The 19,296-nt window shown below is 48.3% G+C and carries 18 protein-coding genes; 15 read left to right on the forward strand and 3 right to left on the reverse strand.

Translation table 11 applies throughout. The annotated features are described in order from the left end of the window. Positions 1-13: 13 nt before the first annotated feature. The 10 genes from ACSF8X_RS17940 to ptsP all read left to right on the forward strand — a co-directional run bounded on the left by ACSF8X_RS17940 (position 14) and on the right by ptsP (position 10,157). Entirely contained in the window at positions 14-847 is an 834-nt protein-coding gene (locus ACSF8X_RS17940) for a DUF4198 domain-containing protein (protein ID WP_500851874.1), read from the forward strand. Between the two features lie 65 nt (positions 848-912). Continuing rightward, on the forward strand, positions 913-1,230 hold the full coding sequence (locus ACSF8X_RS17945; RefSeq protein WP_500851875.1) for a hypothetical protein: 318 nt from the start codon (positions 913-915) through the stop codon (positions 1,228-1,230). After that, positions 1,227-1,802: a DUF6162 family protein gene (locus ACSF8X_RS17950; RefSeq protein WP_500851876.1), complete on the forward strand. Its 576-nt coding sequence runs from the start codon at positions 1,227-1,229 to the stop codon at positions 1,800-1,802. The genes ACSF8X_RS17945 and ACSF8X_RS17950 overlap by 4 nt, the downstream gene beginning before the upstream one ends. Positions 1,803-1,869: 67 nt before the next feature. Continuing rightward, complete coding sequence (locus tag ACSF8X_RS17955; protein ID WP_047879990.1) at positions 1,870-2,793, forward strand: metal ABC transporter solute-binding protein, Zn/Mn family; 924 nt, start codon at positions 1,870-1,872, stop codon at positions 2,791-2,793. After that, the gene (locus ACSF8X_RS17960; protein WP_047879991.1) at positions 2,793-3,548 is read left to right on the forward strand and encodes a metal ABC transporter ATP-binding protein; all 756 of its coding nucleotides are present in this window, start codon (positions 2,793-2,795) and stop codon (positions 3,546-3,548) included. The genes ACSF8X_RS17955 and ACSF8X_RS17960 overlap by 1 nt, the downstream gene beginning before the upstream one ends. Continuing rightward, complete coding sequence (locus tag ACSF8X_RS17965) at positions 3,548-4,420, forward strand: metal ABC transporter permease (protein WP_047880031.1); 873 nt, start codon at positions 3,548-3,550, stop codon at positions 4,418-4,420. Before ACSF8X_RS17960 ends, ACSF8X_RS17965 begins: the two co-directional genes overlap by 1 nt. A gap of 23 nt (positions 4,421-4,443) precedes the next feature. After that, positions 4,444-5,355 (forward strand): metal ABC transporter solute-binding protein, Zn/Mn family, encoded by a 912-nt coding sequence (locus tag ACSF8X_RS17970; RefSeq protein ID WP_500851877.1) that lies wholly within the window; start codon positions 4,444-4,446, stop codon positions 5,353-5,355. Between the two features lie 684 nt (positions 5,356-6,039). After that, positions 6,040-7,104 (forward strand): dihydroxyacetone kinase subunit DhaK, encoded by a 1,065-nt coding sequence (gene dhaK / locus ACSF8X_RS17975; protein ID WP_500851878.1) that lies wholly within the window; start codon positions 6,040-6,042, stop codon positions 7,102-7,104. A gap of 2 nt (positions 7,105-7,106) precedes the next feature. Further along, a complete protein-coding gene (gene dhaL, locus ACSF8X_RS17980; RefSeq protein WP_240478336.1) occupies positions 7,107-7,748 on the forward strand; it encodes a dihydroxyacetone kinase subunit DhaL in 642 nt (213 codons plus the stop codon). Between the two features lie 3 nt (positions 7,749-7,751). Beyond that, positions 7,752-10,157, forward strand: coding sequence for a phosphoenolpyruvate--protein phosphotransferase (ptsP, locus tag ACSF8X_RS17985; protein WP_500851879.1), 2,406 nt, complete (start codon positions 7,752-7,754; stop codon positions 10,155-10,157). A gap of 88 nt (positions 10,158-10,245) precedes the next feature. On the opposite strand, the gene dhaR is transcribed toward ptsP, so the two are convergent. Next, complete coding sequence (dhaR, locus tag ACSF8X_RS17990; RefSeq protein ID WP_500851880.1) at positions 10,246-12,177, reverse strand: dihydroxyacetone kinase operon transcriptional regulator DhaR; 1,932 nt, start codon at positions 12,175-12,177, stop codon at positions 10,246-10,248. An 82-nt stretch (positions 12,178-12,259) separates the two neighbouring features. Beyond that, positions 12,260-13,195 (reverse strand): cation efflux transmembrane domain-containing protein, encoded by a 936-nt coding sequence (locus tag ACSF8X_RS17995; RefSeq protein ID WP_240478337.1) that lies wholly within the window; start codon positions 13,193-13,195, stop codon positions 12,260-12,262. A gap of 205 nt (positions 13,196-13,400) precedes the next feature. On the opposite strand from ACSF8X_RS17995, the gene ACSF8X_RS18000 reads away from it, so the two are divergent. The 4 genes from ACSF8X_RS18000 to ACSF8X_RS18015 all read left to right on the forward strand — a co-directional run bounded on the left by ACSF8X_RS18000 (position 13,401) and on the right by ACSF8X_RS18015 (position 16,467). Continuing rightward, complete coding sequence (locus tag ACSF8X_RS18000) at positions 13,401-14,084, forward strand: Crp/Fnr family transcriptional regulator (RefSeq protein ID WP_047879995.1); 684 nt, start codon at positions 13,401-13,403, stop codon at positions 14,082-14,084. 147 nt (positions 14,085-14,231) lie between these two features. Beyond that, positions 14,232-15,299, forward strand: a complete 1,068-nt coding sequence (locus ACSF8X_RS18005) for a PTS sugar transporter subunit IIC (protein ID WP_500851881.1) — start codon at positions 14,232-14,234, stop codon at positions 15,297-15,299. 117 nt (positions 15,300-15,416) lie between these two features. After that, positions 15,417-16,082 (forward strand): hypothetical protein, encoded by a 666-nt coding sequence (locus tag ACSF8X_RS18010; protein WP_047879997.1) that lies wholly within the window; start codon positions 15,417-15,419, stop codon positions 16,080-16,082. Positions 16,083-16,152: 70 nt separating this feature from the next. After that, positions 16,153-16,467 (forward strand): cupin domain-containing protein, encoded by a 315-nt coding sequence (locus ACSF8X_RS18015; RefSeq protein WP_047879998.1) that lies wholly within the window; start codon positions 16,153-16,155, stop codon positions 16,465-16,467. 80 nt (positions 16,468-16,547) lie between these two features. On the opposite strand, the gene ACSF8X_RS18020 is transcribed toward ACSF8X_RS18015, so the two are convergent. Further along, positions 16,548-18,044 carry an FAD-dependent oxidoreductase gene (locus tag ACSF8X_RS18020; RefSeq protein ID WP_500851882.1) on the reverse strand — a complete coding sequence of 499 codons (1,497 nt, stop codon included), beginning with the start codon at positions 18,042-18,044 and terminating at the stop codon, positions 16,548-16,550. A gap of 243 nt (positions 18,045-18,287) precedes the next feature. On the opposite strand from ACSF8X_RS18020, the gene ACSF8X_RS18025 reads away from it, so the two are divergent. Further along, entirely contained in the window at positions 18,288-19,295 is a 1,008-nt protein-coding gene (locus ACSF8X_RS18025) for a response regulator (RefSeq protein WP_047879999.1), read from the forward strand. Position 19,296: the final 1 nt, after the last annotated feature.

Raw genomic sequence — 19,296 nt, forward strand, 5'->3', positions numbered from 1 at the left:
AGAGACATAGTTTATGAAAAAGAACACTTTCAAAGCCGCTTCACTGGCTTGTGTGATTGTCGCTGGCCTTGCGGTATCTGCCACGGCGAATGCTCACCCGCGTTGGATTTTGCCCTCGCATTTTACCGTGTCTAAAGAAGGCGGTGATTGGTTGACCTTTGATGTAACCGCATCACACGGTACGTTTGTTTTTGATAAGCCAGCAGGCGCTGAGACTGGTGAGATCATCATGCCGGATGGACGAGTAGAGCGACCAACGTATGTGACCCGAGGTAAGCGTCGTTCAGTGTTCGATTATCACTTTGTCGAAGAAGGCACGCACAAAGTACGTGTTAACAATGTTCCTTCTTACTACACCCAATACAAAGCGGGCCGCCGTGATACGGTGAAGTGGGTGAAGGCCCACAAAGCTGAGCGTGACGAGGTGCTGCCGAAGAAATCTCGTGACGTTGTGACGCAACTTAGCTTCACGCGTGCTGAGAGTTATATCACCGTAGGTAAACCGACGAAGGAAGCCTTCAAACTGGAAGGAAAGTATCTGGAAATGGTGCCAGTGACTCATCCGGCCGATATCGTGGAAGGTGAAGATGTTCAGTTCCAGTTCTATTTCAATGGCAAGCCTCAGCAAGGCGTGACGGCTGAAATTACCCGCGAAGGGACACTGTACCGTAACCACCAAGAACAAATTGATGTTGTTAGTGATGAAAACGGCATGGTGACATTTACCCCGAATCAGGCTGGTCGCTGGTTGATGAAAGCAAACTACAAAGGTGATTTGGTCAATAATCCGCTAGCTGATCGTGCCAGCGTTAACGTTCACCTGTCTTTTGAAGCCGTGCTTCAATAATTTCGTATTGGTTAATAACGTGGGAGGTTTGCTATGCAGGCCTCCGTGCTTGCGTTGAGGTTGTAATGAAAAAGCTGATTGTTACCTTGTCTACAGCGGTAGCCCTACTGGCACCGCTATCGGCTCAAGCCCATTTCCCTTTGATGAGTTGTTGGCTTGAATCTGAAAAAGTGGTTTGCCAAGCCGGATACAGTGATGGCAGTACGGCTGTCGATTATGCGGTAGATATGTTTGACTATGACGATAACCTGATCAGTCGAGTGCAGACAGACAAGCGTTCAATCGCAGAATTTAGCCACCCGGGAACTGATTTTTACCTTGTGTTCGATGCCGGGCATGAAAATCCTGTCGAAGTTGATGTTGTCGAGATCGAAGAGAAATGATCCGCGAAGCTGTGAAGCCGGAGAATGGCAGTCAGGAAGGCAAATGGGTCGGGTTGGCCATTGTGCTGATTTTACTGTTTGCTGCCGTGGCATTGCCGTTTCACCAGTCTGAAACCGAGTCTGTTGAATTGGCAGCCCATCAAGTTGCTATTTCTGAGTTGGCTCAACCGGAACTGGCAATGCTGGCTGATATTCGCTTGGCCCATGAAGAGATCCGCAATATCTATTTGGATAATTTGGCTGAGGCGATCACATCAGAATGGCCTGAGGTCAGCGAGCTTGAAGAAATGTGGCTAGCACCATTTGTTAAGGATAAGAGCTGGCAGCATAAAGGGGAACATCTGTGGTTTGCCAATAATGATGGTGGCTATTTAGGGGTTCGCCAAGCACAGCAAGGGTCGGCATCTGTCATATTGCTTTCCTCGGGAGATGAGCCGGAAGTCTGGTTTTCTTATGCTCCGGTGACAGAAGGCCGTGCGTTGCTGCTGGCACCAGATCTGCGGCGTACCTTGCAAGATAAAGGCTGGAAACAGCTGTCAGTTGCACAATCTCACCAACAACATTCTCATTAATATCTATGGGTTCGGTTTGCTTGCCGAACCTTGTTTCGCGCCTATTCCTACCTAAGGTAGAGCAACAATGATGAAAATACATTCACTTCGCCATATTTTTGCCTCGGCACTGCTTTGCGTCTCTTCGTTTGGCGTGCAGGCTCAGGAAAAACTGACCATTGGAATCACCTTACAGCCGTATTACAGCTATGTGAAGGCGGTGGTAGGGGATAAAGCTGACATATTGCCTCTGGTCGATGCCGGGTTCAATCCTCACAATTATCAGCCTCAGCCCAACGACTTGCGACGTCTTAATCAAATGGATGTTATTGTCGTTAACGGGATAGGCCATGATGATTTTGCCTTGAAAGTGATTGCCGCGGCTAATCGTTCGGATTTGGTGGTGATTGAAGCGAATAAGGATGTTCCACTGCTGCCTGCTATGGGTCAGTCTGTCGGTGCTGGCGCGGTGAATCCCCATACTTTTGTTGGCTTGTCGACAACAATCCAGAAGGTTTACACCATTGCCAATGAAATGGCGCGTCTCGATCCGGACAATGCCCGTACCTATCGTGCCAATGCCCGTAAATATGCGGCTTCTTTCCGTAAGCTCAAGCATGAGGCGATGACGACACTTGGTGATTTGGACACTAGCGGGATGATTGTTGCGACCACCCATAATGCCTATGGCTATTTGTTACAGGAGTTCGGCGTCGATGTCGCAGCTGTTATTGAGCCTGCTCACGGGGTCGAGCCAAGTGCCAGCCAATTGCAGGAAACTATCGAGAAAATCCGCAATTCAGGCATCGATGTGCTCTTTTATGAGCTCAACATGCCTAACCGTTATGTAGATACCATCGAAAAAGCCACGGGCGTGCAGCTATATCGTTTTTCTCACATGACGCACGGTCCTTACGAGGACAATAAAGTAGAAAAAGAGATGAAAGATAATTTGGACACCCTCATTGAGGCAATGCAGTTTGCTGCAGCCAATAAGGCAAAGGTGGGTTAATGCAAGGTCCAAGTATCATTCTGGATAATGTCGGTTTGCAATATGGCGATAACACGATTTTGCATGGCATTAATCATACCTTTGAGGCAGGTCAGTGCCATGTGGTGATGGGGCCAAATGGTGGTGGTAAAACATCCTTGTTGCGCTCTATTCTCGGGTTGACGCCGTTTGCCGGGAATATAGATATTTGCTGGGGAAGCAAAAAGGGCAAGGTCGGCTATGTGCCGCAGAAAGCCGTGTTTGAATCCAGCCTTCCACTGACAGTGATGGATTTCATCCTGTTGAACCAAAGCCGCACACCACTGTTTTGGTCGCGCTGGCGTAATTTGTCGAAACAGCAGGCGACGGCCCTCGAGCAGCTCGATCGTGTCGGGATGGCTGAGCGAGCCGAACGTCGGATGGGGCAGTTGTCTGGCGGTGAGCAGCAGCGTGTGCTGTTTGCACAGGCACTGTTGGATAATCCTGATTTGATTGTACTTGATGAGCCAACGACAGGAATGGACGAGCAAGGTGTCCGCTATTTGGAAGCGTTGATTTTAGAGCTCGTAGCCGAAGGCAAGACCCTGCTGGCGGTTCACCATGATGTGAGTGCGGTACGCCGTTTGGATGCCAAAGTCCATGTGGTCAACCGTACTTTGATCGACAGTGGCAGTGTGGCCGACGTGTTGACGCCTGAAAAAGTTGAGCGCTTGTTTAATCATTACACGAGTCAGACTGAAGTGATGGGTGAGATCGCACGGGAGCAAGCCGCATGATGGAGATGATTCGCCATTGGGCATTGATGGGCGTTGAGGCGGGGTGGTTAAGTGAGAGTTTCTCCTATGCCTTTGTGGTCAATGCCGTTGTGGCCGCTTTGCTGGTGGGGCCGCTGCTAGGTGGTTTGGGGACATTGGTTATTGCCAAGCGCCTTGCCTTCTTCTCAGAGGCTGTTGGCCATGCGGCCCTGACGGGGATCGCTCTGGGGGTGCTGTTAGGTGAGCCGCCGGAGAACCCGATTATCGGCTTGTTCTGTTTTTGTATGGTTTTCGCTCTGCTATTGCACTTTGTTCGCAATCGTACCAACGTGCCTTACGATACATTGGTTGGGGTATTCTTGGCGTTAGCCTTGGCTGTTGGTGCCGCCCTGTTAATGTATGTTGCTCGCAAAATTAACATCCATATGCTTGAAAACGTGCTGTTTGGTTCAATTTTGACTGTAACGGATCAGGATATTCTTATCCTTGGAGTAAGCTGTTTATTAATAACGCTGGTATTAATCCCGACGTTTAACCGCATCTTATTGACTTGTATCAGTCCGGATATTGCCCGTGTACGTGGCCATGCGACGCATTTTTACGATTACCTGTTTGTAATGATGATAACTTTGGTCACTATCGCTTCGGTGAAAATTATCGGTGCAGTACTGGTTGGGGCACTGTTATTGATCCCTGGTGCTACCGCTCGACTGATGACTCACAAGATGGGTGATTTTGTTCTGGTATCGGCTTTGCTGGCAACGGTAAGCTGTTTGGTCGGTACGATTTTGCCGATGGAGCTTGAACTGCCTGTGCCTTCTGGGGCCGCGATCATTATCGTATCGGCGACGTTTTTCTTGCTGGCGACCTGCTATCGCATTGTTCGTAAATAGTTTTGGTGCGAAAGGATAAATATATGACATTAAACAACACACAACACATCTCGCGCCCGGCTAAAACGAAAGCTTTTGCGTTGTTGGCAACGATGGCGCTGGCGGTGCTAGCAACGCCAGCAATGGCCAAGGATATTCTGACAGCGACACCGGTTACCTATATGTTGGCAACGGAGTTGACGCGGGGTACTGCACTGGAAACCGAGTTTCTACCCCCTAAGCGCTATGGTATGAACCGCCTGCCGAACTGGTTTGCCAGCAAAGGGGCAGAGGCAACGGTGAAAGCAGCTCAAGGTGCTCAGGCGGTCATTACGCTGTCTGCGGTGTGGCCGGCGGATCCACTCTATGTTCATGCTCGTCAGGGTAATATCCGTATTGTTGAAATTGATGCGTCGCAGGCTATCTCGCCTCGAGCACAAGGGGTTGCGGCCCTGCGTTTGGCTGACGGCTCTATTTCGCCATATAGCTGGCTAAATCCAGCAAATATTACCCGAATGGCTGCCATTGTCGGGCAGGATCTTCAGAAAATTTGGCCTGAGCATGCAGATCGAATCGCTGTTAACCAGCAGGCGCTGATGCTTGAAGTCCGCCAGTTGATCAATCAGCAACAACAGGCGTTATTTGAAGCCGAGGTTGATTCGGTGATTCTACTCTCGTCAGAGCTGGAAGATTTTGCGTCAGGTAACCAACTGTTTGTTGTGGAGCGCTATACTCGCCCTGAAATTGAGTGGAGTAAGGCAGACAAGCAGGCATTTGTCGAATTGCTAAATACCGATAAAACCCTATGGTTGCTCAGTGCCAAAAAGCTGTCAGCTTCGATGAAGGCGATGTTGCCGGAAAACGTGAAGGTCATGGTGATCGACAGTGTTGACCGCTGGGGACGTGAAGGTATTGATGCCAAAGAACCGTTGCAACGTTGGGAAATTCGTCTTTAAGCGTTAATTAGTTCGTTTTGAAGCCCGGTGTATCGATAGGATACACCGGGCTTTTTGTTATGGCCGCAGATGAAAAATAGACATTACGCGAAATCGCTATCCGGTTTACTCCATTCTCTCTCCCAGATCTTTTTAGAGGCAATATGCGTTTCTTATTGGAACGCCATGAGTAGTTTTGGCAGCAAAATGTCTTTGCTAGTAGCGAGTAATTCATCGTCTATTCCTAGTGCAGATATTTGTGCTTAAGGATATCAGGTTGATTAGGCAATCGTTTTCTGTTTTGCCAATGTCCTCACGGAAAATGTCCATTAATCATGTCTATTAGATCGCCCCACTTTGCTTGTTGTGTTATTTTCTCTTTTTAATCAGCTAGTTAAGTTAAAATTGGGGGCGTTGTTATGTAGGAGCATGATGTTCTCTTGATACCTGATGGCGATAGATTGATATTCATATAGGTTTCTATTGTCAGGGCGTGTCGGTGATCACGAAATTGGCCATACTCTTTATTTTTGTTTCAAAATGAAACGGATTTTGTGTCTGTACCATTTCATTGTGAAACGGAAAAAAATGCCATTGTCATGAGGGTAACTGGCTCTAGGATGGGGCAACACCTTAGCAAATAACGTGAACAAATACGCCGAAGAGCGAATTAAAACACAATCCGAATTATAAGAGAGGGATGGCATGAAAAAGTTAATCAATCGTGTAGAAGACGTTGTGAAAGAGCAAATGGAAGGCTTGGCCTTTTCTCGCCCTGAGCTGCTAGTGAGTTATGAACCGCGCTATATGTGGCACGAACCAAAACAAAAACAAGTCGCTTTAGTGTCTGGTGGCGGCAGTGGCCATGAGCCGCTTCATGCGGGCTTTATCGGTGAGGGTATGCTGACGGGAGCTTGCCCGGGGGAAGTTTTCACTTCACCAACACCAGATCAAATGTATGAGTGCGGCCAGAAGGTTAACAGTGGCGAAGGGGTGTTGTTTGTTATTAAGAACTATACCGGTGACGTACTGAACTTTGAAACAGCCGTTGAGCTGTTACATGCTGATGGTATTCCTGTAGGAGCCGTACTTACCGATGATGATGTTGCGGTAAAAGACAGCTTGTACACAGCTGGTCGTCGAGGTGTGGCTGGCACGGTATTGGTTGAGAAAATGGTCGGCGCAGCGGCTGCGAAAGGGTACAGCCTAGAGCAATGTGAAGTATTGGCTCGCCGTATCAACGATAACTGCCGTTCATTTGGCGTGGCATTGCGGGCTTGTGTGGTGCCGGCGGCGGGGCAGCTATCTTTTGTGCTGGAAGATAATGAAGTTGAATTCGGTGTTGGTATTCATGGTGAGCCGGGTATTGAGCGCCGAGCATACGAGAATGTCGATTCGTTGGTTGATCAGATGTTTGCCGAGATCATGGAAAACACAGGCTATAGCCGCACCTTGCGTATATGGAACCGTGGGAATGGCGATTGGGATGAGGTTGAAACCCCGATTGCGGATTTTGGCAAAGACAAAGATTACGTGGTTTTGGTCAATGGGCTGGGGGCTACCCCCGCGTCTGAATTGTACGGTGTATATCGCCGTCTGGCACAAAATTGCGAGAAAGCGGGTATCCGTATTGTGCGCAATCTTGTCGGTAATTACTGTACATCCATCAATATGGAAGGTATTTCCATCACTTTGCTTCAGGCTGATGAAGAAATGATTGAGCTATACGATGCGCCAGTAAATACAGCTGCAATGACGTGGGGTAAGTAATAATGTCTATGCAAATTGAAAAGCAGCATATCGTGACATGGCTGAATCTGTGTGCTGATACTTTTGCGCGCAATCAGGATTTTCTGACTGATTTGGACCGCGATATCGGTGATGCTGACCACGGTTTAAATATGAATCGCGGTTTTAGCAAAGTGCGAGAGAACTTGCCGAAAGTTCAAGAGCAAAATATTTCGGCCATTTTGAAAAATACCGGTATGACGTTGCTATCGAGTATTGGTGGAGCCAGCGGCCCACTGTATGGCACCTTGTTTATTCGTACTGCGGCCTCTGTGGGGGCGCGTGAAGTCTTGAGCTTTGCTGAGTTTATCGATGATTTAAAGAGCGGCGTAGATGGTGTGGTATCTCGCGGCAAGGCGGAGCAGGGCGATAAGACCATGTGCGATGTCTGGCTGCCGGTGCTGCAACACGTAAAGACAGCTCTTGAGAAAGGGACTGATGGTGAGTATTTGCTCGATGAAATGGTTGAGAGTGCCGAGAAATGTGCCATATCCACTATCGAAATGCGGGCGAAAAAAGGTCGTGCTAGTTACCTTGGTGAGCGCAGTATCGGCCATCAGGATCCGGGCGCGACATCATCAATGTTGATGATTAAAGCACTGAAACAAGCAATGACAGGGTGCTAAATCATGGTTGGCATTGTAATTGTTTCGCACAGTCTTTTACTTGCCCAAGGGGTGGCCGAATTGGCCACCCAAATGACCCAAGGGCAAGCGAATATCGCTATTGCTGCAGGTATTGATGATCCTGATAACCCAATTGGTACCGATGCCATCGCGGTCATGGGGGCTATCGAAGAGGTTTGTGATGATGACGGCGTTGTGGTGCTGATGGATCTGGGCAGTGCGCTGCTCAGTACCGAGATGGCGCTGGAGCTGATTGCTCCTGAGCTTGCTGAAAAAGTGTCGCTGCTTGATGCTCCTATTGTGGAAGGCACGATGGCGGCATCAGTAGCAGCTGCTGCGGGACTGTCTCGTGAGGCGGTGATTGTCGAGGCACAAACGGCTTTGGATGTGAAAAAAGAACATCTGGGTAGCGGTAACCCCACAGATAATGAGAATAACTCGCTGGATGCCGAAGAGTCGGATCAACCCGTTTTGAGTTTTATGTGGCAGGTACAAAACCCACATGGTATTCATGCTCGTCCTGCAGCCGCGATTGTCCGCGCAATGGCCCGTTTTGATGCCGATACCGTGTTACTCAAAGGGGATCAGCAAGCCAGCGCCAAAAGCCTTAATAGTATTGCCAAACTTGGGGTTCGTTGCGGTGATGATATCTGTGTGCGTTCCCGTGGGCCCAAGGCACAAGAGGCCATTGATGCCTTTGCTGCTATGGCTGCCGATCATTTTGGTGAGGCTGATTTGGTCGATGCTTTTTCTTTTTTCCAAGCCGATGACAATGTTTCAAACAGCGATACTGATACCCACCTTGTACAAAGCGAGGCTCCGGAAGGGGCATTGGCGGGTATTCGGGTCAGTGATGGCGTGGCCATTGCACCGGCCGCTATTTTTACGCTAACGATGCCCGAGGTGCCGCAGCGGGAATTTGTTGGTGAGTCGAATGAAATGGCTTCTTTGCAGCGCGCCATTGGTGATGTTGTTCAAGAATTGCAGGTGCTGTCCATTGGTGAGCACGGTGCCATTTTTGATGCGCATGCATTGATGCTAGCAGACCCGGATATTCCGATGGCATTGCAGAAAGTGGTCGCGAAAGGCGAGATTGCCGAACGCGCATGGCTGTCTGTGATGGATGATTTGGCAGCCCAGTATGCCGCAGCTGATAGCCAATACATGCGAGAGCGTGAGGCGGATGTGCGTGATATTGCCCGTCGTGTGATGGTGGCGCTAACGGGGGATAAAGGCCCGGCGATGAGCTTGGCTGAACCGGTTGTATTACTGGCACGCGATTTGATGCCATCGGATGTCGCTGGGCTGGATAAATCGAAAGTGTTGGCTATTTGCCTGAGTGAGGGGGGAAAAACGTCACATAGCGCGATTTTAGCCCGTGCGATGGGGATCCCCGCATTGGTTAAGGCTAAGGGATGTTTGGAGCAAGTGAAAGCGGGCGATACTGTTATTCTTGATGGTTTTGAGGGGCTGCTATGGTTTGCGCCGGGAAAAGATGTTGAACAAGGTTTAGTGGATAAAAGTCAGCGATGGCGTAACGACATTGAAACCTGCGCCACTAAAGCTCTCGCTCCCGCTATTACACACGCAGGCAAAACAGTCAGCGTATTGGCTAATATTGGTGGACCTGATGATGTCGCTCTGGCTCAAGCGTGCGGAGCAGAGGGCGTCGGGTTGTTCCGGACAGAGTTTTTGTTCCAGCAACGGGATGTGTTGCCAAGTGAGGACGAGCAGTTCCAAGTCTATTGCCAAATTGCATCAGCATTTGGTGATAAGCCGGTAACGATTCGTAGCTTGGACGTTGGCGGGGATAAACCGTTAGCGGCTTATCCAATGCCCGCAGAAGACAATCCGTTTTTGGGTCAACGGGGGGTTCGCCTGTGTCTTGCCCATCCAGATCTCTTTGCGACACAATTGCGAGCTATTTTGCGCGCGCATCAGCAGCAGCCGAATATTCAATTAATGATCCCGATGGTCGCAACGGTTGATGAAGTCCGGCAGGTGAAAGCCTTGTTAGAGCAACAGCGTCAACAGCTTGAGCTTTGTGATTCGAGTTTGCCAGTTGGTATTATGATCGAAGTGCCGGCAGCGGTGTTGAATGCCGATGCGTTGGCACAAGAGGTGGATTTCTTCTCTATTGGTACCAATGACCTTACCCAGTATGTGATGGCTGCCGATAGGGGGAACAGTGCGGTTGCTGAACTGGTAGATTATTTCCAGCCTGCAGTTATGAGTGCGATAGCACGAACATGTGCGGCAGCCCACAAGGCGGGTATCAGCGTGAGTATGTGTGGTGAAATGGCCGGAGATGTTACGGCAACTGAAACCCTACTATCGATTGGTTTAGGTAAGTTCAGTGCCAGTGCAGCTTTGTTGCCAGCATTAAAAGAAGCCATTCGGCGTTGTTAGCCAATTGTCTTGTCTATCTATTTACCGAAAAGCCCTCATATGAGGGCTTTTATATTTTTCAGCTACTGCAATTTTTTGGGGAACGGCATTAGCGCATTTTGTCAGCTAACCCATACTTGTCGATTTTTCGCCAGAGCGTGGTGCGGCCTATCGCGAGTGCTTTTGCAATGTCGCACATTTTGCCATCGTATACTTTCCATGCATTGATAATTGCTTTTTTCTCCAATTCTTCGAGTGTTTGCATGGGAACACTATGCAATGGGCCGCTCTCAGAATTTTGCATGATATGGTCCGGAATATCTTTTAGCTGAACGTGGTTTGAGCTGCGATTGAGAAGTATGCGTTCCATCCTGCTCTTGAGTTCAGGATCGTTGCCGGGCCATTCAAAAGCGAGCAGGGTATCCATAACAACAGGATCAATATGAATCGTGACATGGTGGCGTTTTTCGTAATCGGTAACGATACGCTCAATATGCAGGGCAATATCATCCTTGCGCTCGCGCAGTGGTGGGATGGTAAGTTCGTGGTTTGCAATGGCGTAATAAAGTTGGCGGCTGAAAGAACCTTGTGCCACATAAGCGCTTAAATCGGATGACGTACTAGTAATTAATTGGAAATTAACAGGAATGAGCCGCTGGCTATCACTCCGGCTCATTAATCCTGTTTTTAGTATTTTAAGCAGGGCTGATTGGAGTTCTTGGCTGAGATACTCGACTTTTTCCAGTAACAAGGTACCCCCGTGGGCAAGCTCGAATTTGGAGGGGAGGCCGTTATCGGCATCATAGCCCAAAAGTTCGCGGTTCATATTTTCATCGTTTATCGCTCGGCAGTTAACGGTAATAAAAGGGCCGGTTTGAAATTCACATTCATTATGAATTGCCATTGCCAGTGACGCTTTTCCCACCCCTTCTTCGCCACAGAGCAGTATGGGGGATTTGGATTTGACCGCGCGCTTGGCGACGGTTATCAAGTGTTTCATCGGCTTAGAGCGAGCCGCCAGCGTGGCAAAGGTATATTTTGCACTTCCCCCAATTTGCTGCTGTGCAAGTTGCCGAATTTTGTTGATGGGATGAATAAATAAAAGGGTTGAGCCATCTTGCAACTGGCTTACAGACAAAATAGCTTCGATAAATTCGCTATTAATCTCAACGGTTGTTAGCTTGTGGCAGATATTTTCATTTTGCTCGAAGCTCGCCAAAATATTGGGCGCAAAGCGGATCGTATCGAAAATATTTTTATCTATAACATTGATGGCATTGAGCTGGAAAAGTACTTCGGCTTGCTGGCTTACCATGATGATACGCTGGTTGGCATCCCATGCAATTAGACCATCGTCCACATTGGCCATGGTAGCATTATGCATGGCGATCATCCGGTTCATATTCTCTTGTTCGAAATGTAATTGCAGTTGAAGTGAGATCTCTCTGGCACAAGACACCGCAATGACACAGTGTTCGCGACGGTATTCGGTGGCCATTTTTATCAATGCCATGGTACCCCGTAACTTGCCCAATGAATCAAAAATGGGGGCAGCACACACTCCGAACGGATGCAAATGTTGATTGAAGTGTTGCGCTGCGAAGACTTCTGCTGGCTGGTGGCTGTCAATGCACAAGCTAACAGCGTTCGTCCCTATTTTTCCTTCAGAAAGAAATCCACCATCGGTAATACCTAGGCTATCGAGCTTTTCGATGAGTGTTGAATGGCCGGTGCGTTTGACGATACAGCCATTATCATCGGTAACCAGCAAGGCAATCGGGTCGTGATGAAGTAAGTCAAAAGTGTCTTCAACGACAGTGACCGCACAATCGATAAGCGTTTGGTTACGCTTGATGAGTGAGCTGAGAGTATGACCTGAGGCGATATGTGGGGGAGACCAGTGAATAGCGCTACATTGATTGGCACAGCGTTGCCATGAGGCATAGTATGGGGAGGTTTCAAACTCAGGGGAAACCCAACGGTGTTTTTGGAAGAAATCCCAACGATGTTGGCCAGAAGCGATACAGTAGGTAGATGACATAGATACAAACGGGTAGAAACAATAGGCTATTCTATCGTGAGGCTATGGGACTCGGTGTGACCGTGATCCCATATGCCCTGTACTAATCCGTTATTGTGAATTCGACATCCAGGAAAGGATAATGGTTGTAGAGTTCATCATGGATTGCATGTTTCAATGCAACCAGTGTACAAGTCTCGGTGGAACCGAGTTTGCTGGCGGATAGCGAGGCGATAGCCAGAAAGCTGCTGCCTGTCTTGGAAATGAAGATATCTTCGGCGCTAATGGCGTACTTTCTTAAATGTACTTCAATTGTTTGCTCGATTCGTGAGTAATCATCCCCTTGTGATAATCGTCCGCCAGCCATTTCAATAAAGGCTTGTTTCACAATGCCTAGCGGTTGTTTGATCATCAGGCAGGCGAGGAGGAGCACCATAATGGCATCACCAATGTAGAGCAAAAAGGAAAAAGGACCATCTGCTGATACATAACCAATAATGATCAATATACATCCGGTTCCTGCCGACATAACACCATCGACTAGCGATGCGCTCTTGTCTGTTTTTAGCATGGCGCTTATCCCGCCTGTTTTTTCGGCTTGTCGGTGGTAGAAGAAAGCAAGACCAAAGCAAATAGTTACCATCGCGATGGAATAGAGCAGAATAGGGCCGGTATTCAGTTGTGGTAAGTCATCGCCTGCAAGGTAGCTGCCTATTTTGGAAAGGTTGCTGGTAATGGCGGTAATAATCACCCCGGTGATCAGTAACCCTTTCGCCATTGAATACAAAGACTCGGCGGCAAATAGGCCAAACGGGAAAGTACTGGTGCGGGTGGCCTTGACGGCAGTGATGTTAATGGCGGCCAGTGATGATAGGAACAGGATAAATGAAAAATTCCCGTCGAGAAGGAGGGCTTCCGAACCCGAAAGGTGAAATGCGGCCCAGCCAGACAGAGCCATAAAAAGGTTTGCGGCAGCACCGACTTTCAGTGATTTTTTTTCAACGGTGAGCAATGTGTTGTTTGGCTGTATCATGGTCATATCACTCCTTGATGCATATCGTTTTATTTTGCATTCATCGGAGTACAAAGTATACCCATGTGATTTTAGTCTAGGGGCTTATTTTCCACCTCGCCACTTTATTATTCCGCCTGTGTTTGTTTCTCAGCACAATATTGTTGTGCTTCCATAAGGTTAGGTCTAGGATCGGTCGTTGATCGTATTTATGAGTTAGTTACAAGCCCGCATGCAAATTAAACCTTACTCGACAGGTCGATTTTTCGCCCACTTGGATGCGCAGTCGGAAGATTTCAGTCGCGCGATTTTTCAATGCCGCAAGTTTACCCGCCATCTTCGAGCCGGTGACGATATTCTTACCCAAGGTCAGGAACTTGATTACTTGCATATAGTCCCAACGGGGCGCGTTTCCATGAATATTTCAGCGGTTAACGGCCGACGTTTCCAATTGGGCGAGGTTGAATGCGATTATCAGGTATTTGGCGAGATGGAATATTTCACAGGGACAGACTGCCAGTGGAGTGTGGTGGCTGAACAGCCGTTGGCTGTTGAGGCAATTTGCCTACAATCTCTGACTGAGTTGCTGACTCGGACTCCGGCATTTAGCTTGTTTTTTGCCAGCGCGTTAGCGGTGGATTACCAAGATTCATTGGATATTTATACTAACCGTTTACTGCATCCTATCACTTATAATATTGCCTATGATTTGCTGCGGCGATCCAAGGAAAAGTCCATGTTGGGGGCATTTGATAAAGCGGGTATGGAAGCTGAACGTTTTGGAACAACGAGCCGAGTCTACCGTAGGGCGGTGAAAGATTTGATCGATCGGGGTCTGATCACCAAACAAGGTAATGAAATTACGGTTGTTGACAGGGTAGGGCTTAAAGCCTTTGTTGAGCATTGTGATAACTAACCGATCAAGCCGATAATAGAATTTCATAAGTAAGGTATAGATCACACCTTTCCGGATAAAACGCTTGAAAAATGGGAGCGGGCTTTGAATCGTAGCTGTGGGATAGCTAGAATCTATGGCCTTTTGTAAATGGATGTGTCCGCAATTATGTCCCGAACCCCCGATCTCCCAGAATTCCACCCCGAGCAGTCGATTCTAGAGCGTAAAAATATCTCATTATCGTCAAGGGTCTATTTTGTCCACGCGATGAGTTTCATGGCGTTGGGGCTATTTTCCTCGTTGCTTATCGGTTCTATCCTTAACACCATCGGGATAAAGTTCGGGATCACGTTGTTTACCGAAACATTGTGGCCGCTTGCCAAGCAGATGACAGGCCCGGCTATCGCCGTAGCGACGGCTTATGCGTTACAGGCCCCGCCGTTAGTATTGTTTTCTGTTACCACAGTCGGTGCTGCGGGGGCAGCGCTTGGGGGACCGGTTGGGGCATTTGTTGCAGCCTTGATAGCGACCGAGTGCGGCAAGCTGGTCGCTAATGAAACTAAGGTCGATATTTTGGTGACCCCCGCAGTGACTATTGGCGTGGGTGTTTGGATCGGCACTTTTATTGGTCCCTATATTGGCGAGATGATGTATTCGCTGGGTGATCTGATTATGTCGGCAACCCGTTTGCAACCTTTGTTGATGGGGGTGACGGTTTCCGTTTTGATGGGGATGGCGCTGACTCTGCCTATTAGTAGTGCTGCTATTGCAATTATGCTCAGTTTGAACGGTTTGGCTGCCGGTGCTGCTACTGTTGGTTGCTGTGTTCAAATGGTCGGGTTCGCGGTGATGAGTTTTCGCGAAAACCGGTGGGCTGGCTTGGTTGCCCAAGGACTTGGCACATCGATGCTACAAATGCCCAACATCGTCAGAAATTATCGGATTTGGATTCCGACGATTCTCACCTCTGCGATTCTAGGGCCGATTGCAATCATGGTGTTTGAGTTGAAAAACACGCCGTTGGGTGCCGGAATGGGGACATCGGGGTTAGTTGGGCAGATTCAGTCGATAGTAGCTTTGGAAGAAGCAGGTTGGCACAACAGCGAAATATACACGGTTATTTTGCTGATGCACTTTGTCCTGCCGGCTTTATTAACATTATGTTTTTCAGAGTTATTGCGTAAAATTGGCTGGATAAAACCAGGTGATTTGGCCCTGAATTTGCCGGATAGGTAACTTGGTAACAAAACAGATCCTAGATCATATTCAGACTAGGCTTAACCTGATATAAACCTGACAAAGTCATGTTAGAGTTAAGGTTGTTCCGGACTCTTATAAACCAAATGGATAGCTATGGTATTTTCTAAACACTCTTTCTTGGCTGGGATGGTATTGGGTGGTGTAGTGGCATCAGGTGTGTGGATTATGCTTCCTGGCCCAACACAGGCTGAGTACGATGCGCTTCAGCAAACATTGACAAACGTTCAGGCAGAGAACAATGCCCTAGCGACACAATACCGCCAGTATGAAACGGATGCAGCTCAGCGTCACGAACTGTTATTGGCACAATTGGCCTTGCAATCAGATGCGATAGCCGCTCAGAAGGAAGCGTTTGAAAAGCAGATAGCAGCCCTGCAAACCGAACAGAAGACATTGGTCGTCACCAAGAAAAAGTTGGATACTCAAGTTGAAAAACTAACAACGACGGCGGTGCAGCAGAAAAAAGTGCTGGATAACTCAAAAGAGTTGTATCAACAGCAATTGCTTTTGCAAAAGCAGCTCGCGCTTTCAGAAGCGGATGTCAAGAAGGCCCAGCGAACAGCTGAAGAGTTCAAGCAGGCGTGTGATGAGTTTAAATCTGGTACAAGCTGGAATTGGGTCTCGCAGGCAGATTGTGACAAATATGAAGCCAAGCTAAATAAAGTCAAAGAGGCGAAAAGCAAGCAGGTTGATTTGCAAACAGAGCTTGAAGCCCTTAATAAGAAAATCGATATTGAGCTACCTAGGCCAACTAGCTGATACACAGTAATCATAATCATCGTAACAGGCGGGAGATCATATCCCGCCTTTTTTGTGGAGAAGAAATGCCATGGGCAACATACTTGCCGATCTTCCTCAGTGTTTACCGAATGAATGTTTTGAAGATATTGTCACTGCTGGCCATGTTCGCATCGAACGGATCATTTCCAAGGGCCATACAACTGCGGAGGGTGATTGGTACGATCAAGAAGAGCATGAGTGGGTGATGGTGGTGAGAGGACGAGCGCGGATCCTTTTTGAAGAGGGACGAGAAGTAACTCTGGCTGAAGGGGATTATATTAATATACCTGCCCACCAACGGCATCGGGTCAGTTGGACTGATCCCGAGGCGGAAACAATTTGGCTGGCGGTCTTTTACCGTTAACAGCTCTATTCGTGTCGCTATTATGCGTTGCACAGCTTGGCGGTTATTCATCCCGCCAAGCTCAGTGTTATACCAATCGATTATGATTCTGTGGGGAATGAGTAAGTGGCAGCGAGTGCTGTCGGATAGCCACGCAGAACAGCCAGCGCCTTTGCCTTTTCTTCAATGGCAAGTTCATCGAAGGATAATGCCACAGGGAACTGTTGCTCTCGTTCATTGCTATCAGCGCTATCCTCAATCCAGCCTTGAGCAACAAAATGGCGGATCAGCCCGTCGGCGGCAGAGAGTGCCGAGGAGCCCTTCACGATTTCGGTACGTGCATAGCCGTTACCGTCAAACGAAATATCCGCTGCACGGAGCGTGACGTCAGAGCCTGGAATTTGCTGGGCGCCAAATAGCGGCTCACCGCTTGGCATTGCACTTTGATAGGCCGGTACAAACTGCGACATATGCTCTATGGCACGTTGTGAGCGCATGTCTGCTTCTGTTTTCTGCCATCCGTGACGAAGTTTTTCGGTGAATGTCGTATCCAGCTCCGGTTGGGCGGAGAGCTTGCTACTGCTGACTAAACCGTTTTTAAACAGGGTTATGTCGTTTGTCATGCCGTGGAGTTGGAAGTAGCCATCCGGATAGGGGGTCAATTGTGCCATGCCTTGTGGAGTACTGCGCTCCCCGTGGAAAATCACTTCGGGCCAAACAGCGTTACAGTCGGGCCAGCGGGTAACATAAGCGGCTTTGAATTCGACCAGCCTCTGGCGCTGCAGATTGGCATAATTATCGATAGTACCCGTTTGGTAGCCGCAAGCATTGACGATGAAATCTACCGGCATTTCTTGGGTAATATGGTCTTGAGCCGTAGGATCATAATATTGGTAATGAATGTTCCAGCCACCATTGCCTGTCTGTTCTAAGTTTGTCACCTTGGTAGATGTAAACACTTCACTGCTTGCCAGTTGCTCAAGGGCGAGCGAAGCGGAGGCTGCCAATCGGAAAATACTCCAGCCGTATTCTTGGACGAGGATCAGCGGGAATTTGAATTTATCCAGATCGATATGTTTCGCAACAGGGATCATCCAATCATCCAGTGTTGCTGGGGCAGACGGTATTTCTCGACGGGCAAGGTTGCAGAGTGTCTCTTTGCTATAAAGAGTGAAGTACTGCTCTGGCTCCCCGATCATCTTGTTGGCAATATTTTCATTGACCATTTGTTGATAGGTATTGCGCAATAACTCAAGGCGAGGGAGCAGATCTGAAGGCTCGCCATGATCATGGCTTGGCACTGCGATAACCGTTGGTCGAACATTCACGGTATGCGGGAATACGCGCAAGCTATCAATAGACTGTTTCAGCAGCGTGACGCATTGTTCATTTGAAATTTCGCGGTATAGATTACCGCCGGCATGGAGATGGCAGATTGGCGGCCCGTTGACCAGTGATGTTCCTTCTTCGAACAGGGCTACATTGATCCCTTGTTCAGCAAGGCGAAGAGCGATCGTCGAGCCTGCGATCCCCCCGCCAATGACACCCACTTTCAATCGTGATGGCGTGGTTGTAATCGGTAAACCATGATTTTTCATAAAGACCAATTTGTTATTCAATTCCAGCATCGTTATACGCCGATTTTACTTGGGTTGGTTCATATTGGAAACGAAAAAGGGAATGCTTTTTATGCACTCAATAGCCAGATGCCTAAGGCGCAATGTGCTGCTGGGTGAATATGTTTCAGTGCGATATTTTGCAAGACCGCAGGAGAATCAACTGATATTATCTATACCTAAGCCTTTCACAGGCATAAAAAATATAACAAGAAGCGAGAGAAAATGTCAGCATCGATTTTGATTTGTGATGACTCGGCGTTAGCTAGGAAGCAGATGGCAAGGGCGCTGCCATCCTCACTGGATGCCACGGTAACGTTTGCGGCAAACGGTGTTGAAGCAATGGCGTTACTTGAGAAGCAGAAGTTTGATCTGATGTTTCTTGATTTGACCATGCCAGAAATGGATGGTTACGAAACCCTTGCAGCGATCCGCGAGCGACAGATTGCGATTAAAGTTATTGTCGTTTCAGGGGATATTCAACCACAGGCTCAGGCTCGGGTTAAATCCCTTGGTGCTCTGGAGTTTTTGAAAAAACCAGTCGACAAGGCGGAGCTGAAAACCTGGCTTAATACCTATTTGGTTAGCCCGTCGAGTTTTAGTCTCGACACGGTTATTCAGCGAGTGGTAACACCAACCCTACGCCGTCGGGATATTTATTTAGAAGTTGCGAACGTTGCCATTGGTCGTGCCGCTGACTCTTTGGCCCGTCATTTCAATGTGTTCGTAAACCTGCCACTGCCAAATGTTAATGTATTTGAAGTCAGCGAACTGCATATGACAATGCGCCATCTGGCGAGCAATGGATCGATGTCGGGAGTTTGTCAGGGTTTTAGCGGAGAAGGCATTGCCGGTGAAGCCTTGGTATTGCTCAGTGACTCGAGTGTTGCTGACTTGATGGGCTTGATGAAATACCCTGCTGTAGACGGTGTGGATATTGAGCTTGAATTGCTGATGGACGTCAGTAATATTTTGGTCGGTTCGTTCTTGAAAGGTTTGGGCCAGCAGGCTGAAGTAAAATTCTATCAAAGTCACCCAGTTGTGTTGGGTCAGCATAGCCCGATTGATCGTATGATAGATAAAACCGCAGGTAATTGGCGTCGTACGATGACATTCGAGGTAAGTTACGGTATCGAGGGGACTGGCATCAAGTGCGATATGCTGTTGATGTTCGTCGATGAGTCGCTGCCGTTGCTGGACAATAAATTAGCCTACTTGATGGATGAGGATTAAG

It is taken from the genome of Photobacterium panuliri, from assembly GCF_059920555.1.